Annotated in this window: 18 protein-coding genes; 4 read left to right on the top strand and 14 right to left on the bottom strand. The window is 47.0% G+C overall.

Annotation, left to right across the window (positions count from 1 at the left end; genetic code table 11):
- Positions 1-16: 16 nt before the first annotated feature.
- Positions 17-388: a DUF3397 family protein gene (locus ACSZLD_RS02430; protein ID WP_444684127.1), complete on the bottom strand. Its 372-nt coding sequence runs from the start codon at positions 386-388 to the stop codon at positions 17-19.
- The gene (locus tag ACSZLD_RS02425) at positions 385-1,233 is read right to left on the bottom strand and encodes a ketopantoate reductase family protein (RefSeq protein WP_377908124.1); all 849 of its coding nucleotides are present in this window, start codon (positions 1,231-1,233) and stop codon (positions 385-387) included. Before ACSZLD_RS02425 ends, ACSZLD_RS02430 begins: the two co-directional genes overlap by 4 nt.
- A 189-nt stretch (positions 1,234-1,422) precedes the next feature.
- Here ACSZLD_RS02425 and ACSZLD_RS02420 point away from each other — a divergent pair, with 189 nt between their 5' ends.
- Positions 1,423-1,896, top strand: coding sequence for an N-acetyltransferase (locus ACSZLD_RS02420; RefSeq protein ID WP_377908123.1), 474 nt, complete (start codon positions 1,423-1,425; stop codon positions 1,894-1,896).
- Positions 1,897-1,967: 71 nt separating this feature from the next.
- On the opposite strand, the gene ACSZLD_RS02415 is transcribed toward ACSZLD_RS02420, so the two are convergent.
- The 3 genes from ACSZLD_RS02415 to ACSZLD_RS02405 form a co-directional block, all read right to left on the bottom strand.
- A complete protein-coding gene (locus ACSZLD_RS02415) occupies positions 1,968-2,702 on the bottom strand; it encodes an enoyl-CoA hydratase/isomerase family protein (protein WP_444684126.1) in 735 nt (244 codons plus the stop codon).
- 114 nt (positions 2,703-2,816) lie between these two features.
- Positions 2,817-2,990: a 50S ribosomal protein L32 gene (rpmF, locus tag ACSZLD_RS02410; RefSeq protein WP_168004743.1), complete on the bottom strand. Its 174-nt coding sequence runs from the start codon at positions 2,988-2,990 to the stop codon at positions 2,817-2,819.
- A gap of 21 nt (positions 2,991-3,011) precedes the next feature.
- A complete protein-coding gene (locus tag ACSZLD_RS02405; RefSeq protein ID WP_377908121.1) occupies positions 3,012-3,533 on the bottom strand; it encodes a YceD family protein in 522 nt (173 codons plus the stop codon).
- Positions 3,534-3,735: 202 nt separating this feature from the next.
- Between ACSZLD_RS02405 and ACSZLD_RS02400 the strand changes: the two genes are divergently transcribed.
- Positions 3,736-4,911 (top strand): nucleotidyltransferase, encoded by a 1,176-nt coding sequence (locus ACSZLD_RS02400; protein ID WP_444684125.1) that lies wholly within the window; start codon positions 3,736-3,738, stop codon positions 4,909-4,911.
- Positions 4,912-5,006: 95 nt separating this feature from the next.
- Here ACSZLD_RS02400 and ACSZLD_RS02395 read toward each other — a convergent pair whose 3' ends face one another.
- The 5 genes from ACSZLD_RS02395 to ACSZLD_RS02375 form a co-directional block, all read right to left on the bottom strand.
- Entirely contained in the window at positions 5,007-6,056 is a 1,050-nt protein-coding gene (locus tag ACSZLD_RS02395) for a SepM family pheromone-processing serine protease (RefSeq protein ID WP_377908119.1), read from the bottom strand.
- A gap of 93 nt (positions 6,057-6,149) precedes the next feature.
- Complete coding sequence (gene coaD, locus ACSZLD_RS02390; protein ID WP_377908118.1) at positions 6,150-6,632, bottom strand: pantetheine-phosphate adenylyltransferase; 483 nt, start codon at positions 6,630-6,632, stop codon at positions 6,150-6,152.
- 81 nt (positions 6,633-6,713) lie between these two features.
- The gene (gene rsmD, locus ACSZLD_RS02385) at positions 6,714-7,358 is read right to left on the bottom strand and encodes a 16S rRNA (guanine(966)-N(2))-methyltransferase RsmD (RefSeq protein WP_377908117.1); all 645 of its coding nucleotides are present in this window, start codon (positions 7,356-7,358) and stop codon (positions 6,714-6,716) included.
- Between the two features lie 19 nt (positions 7,359-7,377).
- Positions 7,378-7,650 carry a YlbG family protein gene (locus ACSZLD_RS02380; RefSeq protein WP_377908116.1) on the bottom strand — a complete coding sequence of 91 codons (273 nt, stop codon included), beginning with the start codon at positions 7,648-7,650 and terminating at the stop codon, positions 7,378-7,380.
- Between the two features lie 14 nt (positions 7,651-7,664).
- Entirely contained in the window at positions 7,665-8,108 is a 444-nt protein-coding gene (locus tag ACSZLD_RS02375; protein WP_377908115.1) for a YlbF/YmcA family competence regulator, read from the bottom strand.
- A 165-nt stretch (positions 8,109-8,273) separates the two neighbouring features.
- On the opposite strand from ACSZLD_RS02375, the gene ACSZLD_RS02370 reads away from it, so the two are divergent.
- Both ACSZLD_RS02370 and ytvI read left to right on the top strand, forming a co-directional pair.
- Entirely contained in the window at positions 8,274-8,630 is a 357-nt protein-coding gene (locus ACSZLD_RS02370; RefSeq protein ID WP_377908113.1) for a YugN family protein, read from the top strand.
- A gap of 97 nt (positions 8,631-8,727) precedes the next feature.
- Complete coding sequence (gene ytvI, locus ACSZLD_RS02365; protein WP_377908111.1) at positions 8,728-9,783, top strand: sporulation integral membrane protein YtvI; 1,056 nt, start codon at positions 8,728-8,730, stop codon at positions 9,781-9,783.
- Between the two features lie 64 nt (positions 9,784-9,847).
- Here ytvI and ACSZLD_RS02360 read toward each other — a convergent pair whose 3' ends face one another.
- The 4 genes from ACSZLD_RS02360 to ctaD form a co-directional block, all read right to left on the bottom strand.
- Positions 9,848-10,312, bottom strand: a complete 465-nt coding sequence (locus tag ACSZLD_RS02360; protein ID WP_377908109.1) for a DUF420 domain-containing protein — start codon at positions 10,310-10,312, stop codon at positions 9,848-9,850.
- Positions 10,313-10,413: 101 nt separating this feature from the next.
- Positions 10,414-10,758 carry a cytochrome C oxidase subunit IV family protein gene (locus ACSZLD_RS02355; RefSeq protein ID WP_168004754.1) on the bottom strand — a complete coding sequence of 115 codons (345 nt, stop codon included), beginning with the start codon at positions 10,756-10,758 and terminating at the stop codon, positions 10,414-10,416.
- A 4-nt stretch (positions 10,759-10,762) separates the two neighbouring features.
- A complete protein-coding gene (locus ACSZLD_RS02350) occupies positions 10,763-11,386 on the bottom strand; it encodes a cytochrome (ubi)quinol oxidase subunit III (protein WP_168004755.1) in 624 nt (207 codons plus the stop codon).
- Positions 11,386-13,221: a cytochrome c oxidase subunit I gene (gene ctaD / locus ACSZLD_RS02345; RefSeq protein WP_377908108.1), complete on the bottom strand. Its 1,836-nt coding sequence runs from the start codon at positions 13,219-13,221 to the stop codon at positions 11,386-11,388. The genes ACSZLD_RS02350 and ctaD overlap by 1 nt, the downstream gene beginning before the upstream one ends.
- Positions 13,222-13,240: the final 19 nt, after the last annotated feature.

Below are 13,240 nucleotides of genomic sequence, written 5' to 3'. Positions count from 1 at the left end.
GCTTTTCTAAGAGCCGCTAGATGATAAACAATCCGGCGAAGGCCAGCACCGTATACATGCAGGCATATACGAGAAAATGAAATCTCCACGTCTGTTTTAACACCTTCCACATCCTGACTTCTTCGATAACATACCATTGCAGAATAGTTAACAGAGAGGCGACTGTTAGAAAACCAATAAGCATAAACCAGCCGGTTCCCACCCCCCACAACAGTTCGATCATAAAGTATACACTTATCATAAACAACAGGGCCGTCATATCTGCAGATAGTCGAAGCGATCGTCCCGGTTTCCCTATAAGCTTATTAACGGTAATAAAAAGGAAGACAAATACAAGCGGCGGGACTGTTACGGCTGTGGCGGCGGCCCCTGCAGCAAAATCCATCATCGCTCTGCCTCCTTTTTGCGTACAAGATAAACAATGCGCTCATGATGCGGAGCTCCTTTAACTCCGGCCATCGTGATCAGCGCACCATTTATTGCCTGAAGCTCAAGAGGCCGGCCTGCTTCGTAATCAGCAAGCATAGACGACCGATTGCGAGCCGTCATCCGAATCAACTGCTTCACGTCTTCCCAAATGAGTTTTTCCATATCGAGAATGGCGGCCGCCTCTATACACAGCTTCTGCGCTTCCTCTTCTGCTTCAGGGTTTTCTAAAAGATATCCATTTGGCTTTTCATACAGGACCGTTAACGGGTTTATGACCGCATTCATGATCAGTTTTTTATGTATTCGTGTTTTGATGTCCGCAACTTCTGATACGTTAAGCTTACCAGATTGTCGAATAAGCTCTTCTACTTCTCTTTTTCCTGTCAGCGGCACTGCGATCATGCCATCTCCTGTATGCCGTACTTCATGAAGCGATGTACGCAGAGCCCCGTGCGTTACTACTGCTGGATACGCTTCTACTCCTTCAGGGATGATGTCCATATGACCGATGCCATTTTGCAGCATCAGCATTGGCGCTGCCGGCTTCCAATTATCAAATAATTCGCTTATGTGATGCTGTTTCACCGTGCACAGCCAAAGATCCGGCTCCTCAGTGGATTCACGGCCCGCTCTGGGCCTGTATTGATACATTCTGTCTTCTTGCTCGAGACAGATACCTTCATCCTCAATTTTTTGAATTTGCTCCCTATTTCTCAGCTTCAAAAACACATCGTGTCCTTGAGCCATCAAATGCGCCGTGCAGAGGAGTCCCAGTGCCCCTCCTCCCGCAATACCTATCTTCACTGCTCGTTCACCTCTTTCCTTGCATAAGTTTATCATAAGTGGCGCTGCCTGAAAGCCGCAGGTCGAAAATCATCTGATCGTTCAACAGGGAGAGCCTTCCATCTAAATTGGTATTCCGGTATAATAGAGACAGCGCTTTCAATACAGGAAAGCTCTAAAGATTGATTTCAGATACTGGAGGGACTGTACATGGATCAGTACGAAGTAGAAAGATTAAAAATTAATTTTAAAACACTCGAGCACTTTGAAAACTTTCGAGAATACGGAATTCAGGAACTATCCATGAAGGAAGATCTGCAGGACAACATTGTGGAGAACGACAGTGAATCTCCATTTTACGGTGTTTACTTCGGCGATAAACTTGTTGCCAGAATGAGTCTCTATCGGATTGATGCAAAGTATGACCGCTATTTTGATCCGCCGCAGGATTACTTTGAGCTTTGGAAACTTGAAGTTCTGCCTGGCTTTCAAGGTAAAGGAATCGGCAAGGTGATGGTCGATTTTGCTAAATCTGAGGGACTGCCTGTCAAAACAAATGCGCGTCAGCGTTCAGATGATTTCTGGACGAAGCAGGGCTTTGAACCGGTCACGTATGACCCGGCTCGTGACCGTGGTGAAAATACGTATGTATGGTTTCCAAAAGGTGTCGGGGAGCAAAAGTAACCCCGTGTCCATACCGCCTTCAGCCGCCTCAGACAGCACGTCTGAGGCGGCTTTTATGTTACCTGATCGGATTATTGCTTTTTGTTAAGAAAGAACGCTACCTGCTTGTGATGTTCTTCTGATTCCCAAAGCGAAGCACAGCGGTCTGCTTCCATTCTCATCTCTTTATAAAATGCGGAAGCATTCACCGGTTCTCTGTAGCTTGTAACCGCCTCACCCGGGATCGTAACAGGCTTCAGGTCTCTCAGCACCTCATCGAGGCTTTCTGCTTTTTCATCAGCAAACCCAATCGATAAAAGACGTTCAGCATCGTAGACAGATGCGCTTGTCAGCATGTGAAAGGCGTTTTTCGCGCCTATTTTTTGCTTTAAACACGCAGCTCCGCCCCAGCCTGTTGACAGGGCCAGTCTTCCTTGGATAAAGCCAGCTTTTCCCTCTGCTGATATGTAAACTTTGTCACAGGCAGCTGCGAGTTCGGCACCGCCGCCTACAGCCGGCCCATCAATGTAGCACACGCTCACACAAGGCAGCTTTCTAAGACGGATCAGGTTTTCATTCATTGGCCGAAGCATAGTAAGCGCTTCTTCTTTTGTATATAACGAATGAAAAGCTTGCACATCTCCTCCCGAACAAAAAGCACCCCGATGGCCTTTGATCAAAAACGTGTGAATATGCCGATTCGTTTCAGCTTCCTCAAGAGCTTCAGCTAATGCGTTGATCACATCGAAATCAACTGCATTTTTTTGTTCAGGCCGATTAAGCTGAACGTGGAGCACGCCGTCCACCAGACTTATGTCTACTTTCATATCCCGCACGCCCTCTCCAGGTTATACACTGTCCCAACTGTTATTTCGACATCTTCCGGCACCTTCCTGCTTGATGGAAAACAAAAAAGCAGGGAAATAAATCCCTGCCCAGTCTTACTTGGATACTACGTCGCGGCCCTTGTAGGAACCACAAGATTTGCATACACGGTGAGAAAGCTTCATTTCTCCACAATCCGGGCACTCATTCATGCCTGGCACGCGTAGCTTCAGGTGTGTACGACGCTTATTTTTACGGGTTGTACTCGTTCTTCTGAATGGTACTGCCATTTCAGTCCCACCTCCTTGAAATCATTCCTTATCAAATAACTGCTTCAGTTTCGCCAATCTCGGATCCACCTTTTTCTCTTTTGCGGCTTCCTGCTCCTCAGCCTGAAGCTCCCAGCCGCTTCCAGATTCAGGTGCCGGACCCTCTGGCTTATCACTGAAAACACGCAGCGGCTTCTCTAACAGAATCCGCTCGCGCACATAAGGCATTAGATCGACCGTGTTGCCCTCTACTTCATGAACGTCATCTTCCTCTTCCTCGTCGAAGGTGGCCCACTCCGATAATTTAAACGATTCAATCGCTTGAATCGTAAAAGGAAATTCTACGTCATTCAGCGTACGGGCACAAGGAAGCGTCATGCTCCCTTCAATTGTGAGTGCGAACGTCGCAAGATCTTTCGATATTGACCCTGTGCCCTTTACGTGCACAGGCGTTACTTCACGAATTTCGCGGTCGCCTTCTTTTACCTGTGAGACGTCGACTGTTTCATCAAGCTCCAGACCATCTCTGCGGAAGGCCTGCAGCTGCTGTATCGACCATTTCATTAGTTTTCACCTCAAGACAACAAATGTAATTATATCGCTGCAAAAAATAAATGTCAAGGTAATCTCTTTACATAAAAAATACCGTCACACCTAAGGCGGACACAGCATGCATCAGCTGTTTTGCCTTATTGATATGTAAACATACTGTTCGTCTCTGTGCAACTGTCATATGCTATACTATTGCCGAAAGGAGCGCAGGAAGATGAATATACTTGGAGTCGTTGTTGAATATAACCCTTTTCATCATGGCCATGCCTTCCATCTCGAGGCCTCGAAGGAAAAAACAAAAGCTGATCTGACTGTTGCAGTTATGAGCGGTTCATTTCTCCAGCGCGGTGAACCAGCCGTGCTTTCCAGTTACGAACGGGCCGCGGTCGCAGCCAGAATGGGCGTTGACCTCGTGTTTGAGCTGCCATATGCTTTTGCTGTCCAGTCTGCAGATCGGTTTGCTGAAGGAGCTGTTAAACTGTTGAAGGCAGCCGGAGCAACCGCCGTCTGCTTCGGAAGCGAGCAAGGCAGTATCGATCCATTCCTGTACCAGGCGGACCTAGAGAAAACACATCAAGCTCAGCTTCACACACTGCTGCATAAAAACCTTGGTGCCGGCATGAGTTTTCCTTCCGCTTATGCAAAAGCTGCTGCATCACTCTCGCCTGATCATTCCTTAGACGTGAAGCAGCCAAATAACATTCTGGGGCTGCATTACGTGAAAGCTGCTCAACGGCTGCAGCTTGAGGCTGCGACAATTCAGCGCCGGGCTGCAGGCTACCATGATATCGAGCCGTCGGATGCCCGTATTGCAAGTGCAACCTCGATTCGGAACATGCTCACTTCGAAGCGAATCGGTGAAGCGCAAGCGTACATGCCAGATGATTCAGCGGCCTCTGTTACCGAACAGCTTCAGCAAACTGGTGTACTTCCTATTTGGGAAACCTATTATTCTCTTTTGCAGTACCGTATTTTAACCGCTTCACCGGAAGACCTTGCTGCAACAGCTGAATGCCGGGAGGGGATCGAGCATAGATTAAAAGCTGCAGTATTCGAGCCTGATTTTGCAAGCTTTATTAAGCACGTTAAAACAAAACGGTATACGAGGACGAGTCTGCAGAGACTATGCACGCATATTTTGACAAATACCTCTAAGACAGAAATAAAAGATACGTTCGAGAACGAGCCGCCGCTGCATCTTCTGGCAGCCACTGAGCGCGGCAGAAAGCACCTTCGCACACTGCGACAAAGAGACATTCATCCGACTGTAAAGGGAAGCAGTCAATGGAAAACTGATCCACTCAGTGCTTCGGCCTACGATGTGCATCAGCTAGCTTTTCCGACTCACAGCCGCTCGTCAGCCTTTAAACAGTTCGCCAGGATGGTATAAGCAGATACATGCAGGGGAAACTATAAAAACCGGTCGTTCCACTGACAGCAGAACGACCGGTTTTTTCATACGCAACATTCTGTTTCCACACCCAATCACTCGAGGGAATCTAAAAAATCCATCGCTTCGTCAAACGTTCCTACAGGCACAATCTCCATATCTGATCCAATCGTCTCCGCAGTATCTATCGCGATTTGATAATTAGAATCTTCACGGCCTTCTTCTACGGGAACGAAAAAGATGTCAATTCCGTCTTCGTCGGATGCGTAAACCTTTTGCTTCACTCCACCGATTCTTCCAACGTTTCCATCTTCATCGATAGACCCAGTGCCAGCTATATTGTACCCTCGCGTGATGTCTTCTTCTGTCAGCTGATTATAAATCTCCAATGCAAACATTAATCCAGCTGAAGGACCACCGATTGTATTCGTATCAATTTCTACTTCAGGATCACGGATCAACTCCCGGTCCGTCACCGGATTAGAAACGCCAAGGCCTCCTGCTCCCTCTTCAGCCCCAATTTCTTCAGGGAACGCCTGCACCTCTACGGTTTCCTGCATTTCTTCATCTTCCCGCTCAAACGTCACATCAACAGAATCTCCAATCTCAGCAGATTCCAATGCTGCAAACATTTCTTCAATCGATAACACGTCGGTTTCGTTAATAGCCGTAATTCGATCTCCCGGCTCCAGCTTGCCCTCGATATCCATTCCGGGAATAACAGCCGTAACTAGTACCCCATATTCCTCAAACTCGGCTTCAAACCCGGCAGCATTGTAAGCAACGAGAATCGCCTGCTCCTGAGAACTCGCCATCATCATCAGCTGCCGATGCTGATACATTTCGTCTGTTTCCCCAGGCGGCCGGACTTCTTCAGCCGGCATCAACTCGCGCTGGTCACTGAAGTAGGACCATATGAAGTTAACGGGATTCGCTTGCCCCATCCGTATCGTCGTAAGAGAAAAGCTTCCCTCATAGTCATTACGCTCTTCCACCTCGATCACGTCCGTCAGCGGCTGCGCATCTCCTGGCATTGAGAAATAATAAGGGAGTTGTACAAAATTCAGAGCAAGTAATACGGCTACCAGCACTACCCATTTAATCCATCCTTTATTTCTGCGGGGTTGCCGACCGGTTTCATTCATTCATTAACACCTCTATCGCTGAGCCTATACTGCAGCTTCATTTATATAGTTCTAACATACAGGATCAGCGCACAGATTTACAGCAGTCTGCTTTCAGCGCTCTGATAGCTTCTGCTTAAGCGCTTCTGCAACCGCAGGCGGGACAAAGCCGTTAGGTACTGCCTCAAACCGGGCTACTTCTTTAATGATAGATGAACTGAGCACCCGGTACTGCGGTGATGTAGGCAGAAATATAGTTTCGAGCTCTGTATTTATTTCCCGATTCATAACTGCCATTGGAATTTCATATTCATAATCAGTAACTGAACGCAGCCCTTTCACTAGCACAGTGGCTCCTTCTTTTCTGGCAAATTCCGCTAAAAGGCCATCGAACGTTTTAATTTCGAGATTGTCTATCCCCTCTGTGCTTATACGAAGCAGCTCAAGCTTTTCTTCAAGTGAAAACAGTGGTTTTTTACTGCTGTTATGCATGACAGCTGTAATCACGCGATCAAACATCTGTGTACTGCGCTGCATGATATCAACGTGACCATTTGTAACAGGATCAAAGCTTCCTGGTATTATCGCAGTCGTCATCGTATTCAGCCTCTTTCATCAGCATATTTTTTCATTCATCACCGGTTACAGACAGATTTTCTGTTAGGCAGCTGCCTGGAACTACTTTTTATGACCAAATAGGGTCAAGGCTGTACTGCCGTAGTTCATTCTTCGAATCGTCCGGAGTCCGTCTATCTCTTCTGGAAGCTGTTTCTCTTTTCGGTGCTCCGCTGCGAGAATCCCATCCGCAGCAAGAAGCCCGTGACTGGCTATGTACCTGATCTTCTCTTCATACGTATCATCATCGTAAGGCGGATCCATGTAAATCATGTCGAAAACAAGGTCTCTTCCGGCAGCCGCTTTAAGCGCTCTGCCAGCCTCGCTTCGATAAAGTTCTGCCCGGTCTCCCGCACCGATATTGTTCACGTTCTCTTTTAAAACGGAGAAGGCTTTACCGTTTCTTTCCACAAATACCGCACGCTCAAACCCTCTGGACAGCGCTTCCAACCCTACCGCACCGCTTCCTCCGAAAAGGTCCAAAAACCATCCTCCGTTAAAATAAGGACCGGTTCCATGAAAAAATGCTTCACGAACTTTATCGGAAGTTGGCCGCGTGTTCATGCCTGGCACTGCTTTCAGTTGTCTGCCTTTAAATTCACCGCTGATAATCCTCATTGTTCTCCCCCTCTTATGACTTATCCCGCAGGCAAAAAATGCTTCAGGACGACGTCGCGTCCTGAAGCACGTAGCGTTACCATCACCCAAATGTATCGTCAGCAGCTGGTTACAAGCCCATATGGTAATCTTCTTTTTTCACGGGCTCTTTAGTCAATCCTTGGTATTCCGTTTTTATCCACGGACGCATGGAACGATCTACACGCTTAACAAACGGCATCTTTTTTATTTTTGAAACGGTCTCATCCACCTGTTCAAGGTCGCAGTATAAGATAACATATTTCATTCGCCTGGATGCGTAGTGTACGTGGCCAAACCGTTTTAACTGCTTGACTTGTTTTAGTGACTGAATATAAACAGCCAGTCCAATCCGGTCTTTCATGTATAGGGCCTCCTTTACCCGCATCCGCAGCTGCCGCCCGATCCGCATCCGCCGCTGCAGGAAGACTGCTGGGCATCAAAAAACGGATTACCGGTCGGCACCTTAATATTAACTGAGACCTGCCCGGCAATCAGCAGGCTGATTTCACTCAGAAGTTCATGCAAAGCTGTTTCAGCTTCTTTAAACGCTGCGATGTCGGGGTGCATATCCAGCTTTCGCTTGTATTCCCTTACTTCCTTCGTTATTGTTCTGAAATCAGGGTGATATTTACCAAAACGCTGCACATCTTCATATTTATCTTTGAGCTCCTGAAAAGACATGATCTGCCTTTGAAGCTCCCGGTTAGATTGAACGGCAAGCTTTGCCTCTGTGTACTGGTTAAACAGCTCAGACTGCGTAATCATTTCACTGAGGTCCTGCGCTTCCTCCACCAGCGAAATATCTGTCATGATCATCATGGCCGCGCCACCTCCATAGTGTCAGTATAGCACGGGAAGTCTGCAGACAGAAAGTGTGGTTATTCTGTGAACTTCCATTTAAATCTTTTTCTCTTCATTGCAACGGGAAACATTTCATAATATGATTAGTAATGGAACAGTTATATCGTCTGTAGGAGGGAAACTATGAAATTTGAACAGTCAGGTTTGGAAGACAAAATTGTACCGTTTGCCGACTTCCGTGAAATTATGGAAGAAGCCGGCTTTGACGCCCAATGGGACTACGAACGGTGCACGTATGATTATAAGATTCTTGATGAAGTAAAGGATGATGTTTACTACTTCCGTTTTCCAGGAGTGGTGCACGAAGGCGAATTTCCAAAAGAGTCATCCAAAGTACGTCTGCTTCAGCCTTACCTCGGCAAGCATTATTATCCACACGGCGTTGAATACGACGAAGTATTTCCTGAGCGTATCGTGGAGAAATGCAAGAAAAAGATTGAACAGGTCCGTGAAAAACTCAGTGCTTCTGCAGTAGGCTGAGCAACCTTGGAAACTTTCGATCTCTGACGGCTATGCCCACGGGATCGGAAGTTTTTTTATCGATACATACTCTCATCAAGCGGAAAGGAGACCAGCATTGTCCCCACAACTGAAAAAATATCTATTTATCGGACTAGGTGTGGCTGCTGCGGCTGCGATCCTTTATTTTATTCTGCCGGTATCTGTACCGCTGATCCTGGCGTTTATTACCGCATTGTTTTTATCGCCGGCAGTTCGGACGCTCCACCAGAAAACACGCTTATCCCGTAATTTCGCGGTCTTTATCGTCTTCATTCTGTTTACAGCGATTATAGCTCTGTTGGCTTATTTCCTGCTGACGAGGGCTCTGACGCAACTTAATGCGTTTATTGAAAACCTGCCGATGATGATCAACGAAATTAATTTGGCCTGGATGAATTTGCTGGAAAACCTGCGTGGACAGTTCGACCATTTGAGTGAGGATATCGTGGATACGATCGATGCTGAAGTAACCACCCTGCTCTCGGGACTTCGAACAAACCTTCAGGAAATGAACGTAATCGGCTGGGTAACCAATGTGATAATCAGCATTCCATCTTATATTGTTTCTCTGCTCGTTTATTTAATTGCGCTCTATCTCTTCTTGCTCGATTTGCCAAGGCTTCGCCAAAAAACGTACGCCTATTTCAAAGAAGAAACGGCAGAAAAGGTCCAGTTTATGACCTCCCGCCTCTCTTATGTTATTTTAGGCTTTTTTAAAGCTCAGTTTTTGGTGAGTATTATTATATTTATCGTGACTTTTATCGGTCTCCTACTGATAGCACCGGAAGTAGCGCTTATCATGTCTATCATCATTTGGCTGATTGACTTCATCCCGATAATTGGTTCGATCGTTGTACTCGCTCCATGGGCACTTTACCACTTCTTTGCAGGAGACACGGCAATGGGCATTCAGCTGATCGTGCTTGCCGTTATACTGCTTACGATCCGCCGTACAGTAGAACCGAAAGTGATGGGTCATCATATCGGCCTTTCACCGCTTGCCACGCTGATCTCGCTGTACATTGGTCTCATGCTTTTTGGCGCTATCGGATTCATTCTCGGTCCGCTCACCGTTATTTTATTTACGAGCGCCAGAGAAGCTGGACTGATAAAAATGAATGTAAAAGTATAGCAGTAGCTGTTCAGGCAAAAAACCGCCTGCTGACCGTGTAAAAACGGTTGGCAGGCGGTTTTTTCTAAATAACGATTCCGAGGATTGCATCAAACAGCCTTGTGGTCTCTCCAGGAGGATAGATCACATAAAGCAGCAGATACACCGCAATCCCAGTAGATGCTGATACAAACCAAATTAAGGAAGTAACGGGCCCAAGTTTACGGTGAAGCCGCCGGTTGTCCCGATACCCGGAAATCAGCTGAATAATACCGAGAACAGCTGCAATCGTCGCCATCGTAATGTGAAACAACAAAAACACTGTATAGTATAGGGCCACGCTGTCTGGTCCTCCAAAAGAGGTGGAACCGATAAAGAACGTTTTCGACAGATACGTAATAAAAAAGATGACTGCAAGGACGGCTGCCCAAAACATGACAGTCTGGTGCGCGGCAATGCGTCGCTGGGCGGCCAGTATCCAGCCTACCGCTACAAATACGGCACTCAGTGCAATAAAAATGGTACTTACAAATGGTAAAAATGTTGCCATCAGCCTGCTCCTTCCAAAGATAAACATGTCTAGCTGCTGCCGAGCAGACGCTTAAGAAAGAGCGTGCCGCTTGTAGCGGCACGCTCTCCTGAATGTGAAAACTAGTATTTCACAATACCGATAAGCAGCATAAGAGCAGCCACTGTCATAGCAGCAACGAATAGCCCGGACCAGATCATTGCATTTACCCAGCCGGTGCCTTTGCCGTTCATGTGCATGAAGTAGTAAAGCTGCATGACGACTTGAACTGCTGCCAGCAGAAGGATAAATGGAATTGCGAATCCTGTAGGAATAGCGTCGCTGGCAATCGTTAGAAATGCCGTTGACGTGATGAAAATCATAAACACGAATGAAACAATCTGCGTGCGAGATTCGCGTTTCAGCTTCCGTTCAGTCTCCTTGGAAGGTCTGCCTTCCAACGGAGCACTTGGATCTACATGTGCCATTTAATCAACCCCCTGCTCCAAGAAGATAAACAACGGTGAAGATGAAAACCCATACGACATCGATAAAGTGCCAGTAAAGGACCGCTGTGTAAAACTTAGGTGCGTTCGCAAGCGTAATGCCTGCTTTACGGTAGCGGATCAAAAGCGTTGTGATCCAGCCAACACCGAACGCCACGTGCGCGCCGTGCGTACCAACCAGTGTATAGAAGGAGGACGCAAAAGCACTTACAGTAAAGCCGAGTCCGTAATTAAAATAATAATCGTAGAACTCATAAATCTCAAATGAAAGGAATGCAACACCGAGTGCTACAGTTGCCCACATCCAGATTAAAAGCTTGTTAAAATTACCCCGCTTCATATTGATGATGGCAAACACACTCGTAAGTGAGCTTGTTAACAGGATCATCGTCATAATAAAAACGAGATCGAGGTGGAAAAGTTCGCTTGGTCCAGGACCTCCCTCGGTGCTTGTACGCAGACCGAGATAGGTTCCGAAGAGGGAGCCGAAGAGAACCGTCTCCCCACCAAGGAAAAACCAAAAACCTAAAAACTTGTTTCGGCCTTCCAGCGTCGCTTTTTCGGGATTCGGCGGAAGAACCTGTGGCTCCACTACTTGATTATCAGCCATTATTTGTCCTCCCCCTTTTCGCCGGTAATTTCAGAAACAGGGATGTTATAGCCATGATCTTCAATAACTGAGCGGAGCATCATCGTGAAGAATGTAACGACTAGACCGCCAATAATGACCGGCCATGAATAATAGATGACGCCAAAGCTCGCAATGGAAAGTCCCAGTGCAATAAAGATCGGCAGAATTGAACCGTTTGGCATGTGAATATCACCTAATGGCTCCGCCGCTTTCATACGGCCGTCCCCATTCATTTTCTCGTAGAAAAATGCATCAAGATCTCTGACGAGCGGTGTCTGAGCAAAGTTGTACTCCTGTACTGGAGAAGTAGTTGCCCATTCCAGCGTGCGCCCGTCCCAAGGATCTTGAGTATTGTCCGTGTTTTTTCTGGAAATCAGCACGTTGATAACAAGAAGAATAAACGCTGTTCCCATCATGAAGGCACCCATTGTTGAGATGAAGTTCAGGTCGTTAAGATTCTGACCATCCAGGTATGATGCCACTCGGCGCGGCATCCCCATCAGACCAAGGAAGTGCTGCACGAAGAACGTCATGTGGAAGCCAATCAGGAATAACCAGAAGAACCACTTTCCTAGAGCTTCGCTAAGGCGATAGCCAAACATCTTCGGCCACCAGTAGAATGTTCCTGCGAAAATACCGAATACAGAACCACCAATAATGACATAGTGGAAGTGTGCCACAACGAAGTATGTGTCATGGAACTGGTAGTTCGCAGCACTTGTTGCAAGCATGACGCCCGTAACCCCGCCCATAACAAAGGATGGGATGAAGGCGAGAGCAAACAGATTGGCAACCGTAAAGCGGATTCGTCCGCCCCATAATGTCAGAAGCCAGTTAAAGATTTTAATACCAGTCGGTACTGCAATAGCCATCGTTGCTACAGCAAAAATCGCATTCGCAACCGGCCCCATACCAACGGTAAACATGTGATGCGCCCATACCATGAATCCGAGGAAACCGATGATGAGCGTTGCAAAGACCATCGCAGAGTATCCGAACAATCGCTTTTTCGCAAATGTTGAAATAACCTCTGAGAAGATACCGAATGCCGGTAAAATAAGAATGTACACTTCCGGGTGTCCGAAGATCCAGAATAAGTGCTGCCAGATAACGACGTTACCACCCATGGCAACATCGAAGAAGGCCCCGCCGAATATCCTGTCTAACATGAGCAGCAGAAGCCCAACAGTAAGAGCAGGGAATGCAAACAGAATCAGCATGGATGTCACAAATGTACTCCATGTAAACAGCGGCATTCTCATCATGCTCATACCAGGAGCACGCATGTTAACAATCGTAACGAGGAAGTTAATCCCCGACATGAGTGTACCGGCACCGCTGACCTGAAGACCCATTACATAATAGTCGACCCCATGACCGGGTGAATCAGACGACAGCGGAACATACGATGTCCAGGCTGCATCAGGTGCACCGCCTGTAAACCAGCTGACGTTCAGGATAATTCCCCCGAACAGGAACAGCCAGAAACCAAGAGAGTTGATGAAAGGAAATGCAACGTCTCTCGCTCCTATTTGAAGCGGTACAACAAAGTTCATAAAACCAAAGAATAATGGCATTGCTGCAAGGAAGAGCATCGTCGTCCCGTGCATGGTTAATAATTCATTATATGTTTGTTCGCCTAAAAAGCTCATTTCCGGGAACATGAGCTGGATGCGCATTAAAATCGCTTCCAGCCCTGCTACAGCGAAGAAGAAAAGACCCGCAAGAAAATACATGATACCGATTTTCTTATGGTCGACTGTAGTAAGCCAGTCCCAGAGAACGCTCTTTTTGGCAGGTGAGCTGTTCGCCACGAATAGTAACCTCCCTTTT

The organism is Alkalicoccus luteus, assembly GCF_052061695.1.
GTDB classification, from domain to species: Bacteria; Bacillota; Bacilli; order Bacillales; family Salisediminibacteriaceae; genus Alkalicoccus; species Alkalicoccus luteus.
The sequence above is the reverse complement of the archived record's forward strand: the minus strand, read 5'-3'. Positions and strand labels throughout refer to the sequence as shown.

What these genes read in the sequence shown, in the direction of transcription:
- ACSZLD_RS02430 (WP_444684127.1), bottom strand. Translation starts at nt 388, where the DNA reads ATGATGGATTTTGCTGCAGGGGCCGCCGCCACAGCCGTAACAGTCCCG.
- ACSZLD_RS02420 (WP_377908123.1), top strand. Translation starts at nt 1,423, where the DNA reads ATGGATCAGTACGAAGTAGAAAGATTAAAAATTAATTTTAAAACACTC.
- ACSZLD_RS02415 (WP_444684126.1), bottom strand. Translation starts at nt 2,702, where the DNA reads ATGAAAGTAGACATAAGTCTGGTGGACGGCGTGCTCCACGTTCAGCTT.
- rpmF (WP_168004743.1), bottom strand. Translation starts at nt 2,990, where the DNA reads ATGGCAGTACCATTCAGAAGAACGAGTACAACCCGTAAAAATAAGCGT.
- ACSZLD_RS02405 (WP_377908121.1), bottom strand. Translation starts at nt 3,533, where the DNA reads ATGAAATGGTCGATACAGCAGCTGCAGGCCTTCCGCAGAGATGGTCTG.
- ACSZLD_RS02400 (WP_444684125.1), top strand. Translation starts at nt 3,736, where the DNA reads ATGAATATACTTGGAGTCGTTGTTGAATATAACCCTTTTCATCATGGC.
- ACSZLD_RS02395 (WP_377908119.1), bottom strand. Translation starts at nt 6,056, where the DNA reads ATGAATGAAACCGGTCGGCAACCCCGCAGAAATAAAGGATGGATTAAA.
- coaD (WP_377908118.1), bottom strand. Translation starts at nt 6,632, where the DNA reads ATGACGACTGCGATAATACCAGGAAGCTTTGATCCTGTTACAAATGGT.
- ACSZLD_RS02380 (WP_377908116.1), bottom strand. Translation starts at nt 7,650, where the DNA reads ATGAAAGACCGGATTGGACTGGCTGTTTATATTCAGTCACTAAAACAA.
- ACSZLD_RS02375 (WP_377908115.1), bottom strand. Translation starts at nt 8,108, where the DNA reads ATGATGATCATGACAGATATTTCGCTGGTGGAGGAAGCGCAGGACCTC.
- ACSZLD_RS02370 (WP_377908113.1), top strand. Translation starts at nt 8,274, where the DNA reads ATGAAATTTGAACAGTCAGGTTTGGAAGACAAAATTGTACCGTTTGCC.
- ACSZLD_RS02360 (WP_377908109.1), bottom strand. Translation starts at nt 10,312, where the DNA reads ATGGCAACATTTTTACCATTTGTAAGTACCATTTTTATTGCACTGAGT.
- ACSZLD_RS02355 (WP_168004754.1), bottom strand. Translation starts at nt 10,758, where the DNA reads ATGGCACATGTAGATCCAAGTGCTCCGTTGGAAGGCAGACCTTCCAAG.
- ACSZLD_RS02350 (WP_168004755.1), bottom strand. Translation starts at nt 11,386, where the DNA reads ATGGCTGATAATCAAGTAGTGGAGCCACAGGTTCTTCCGCCGAATCCC.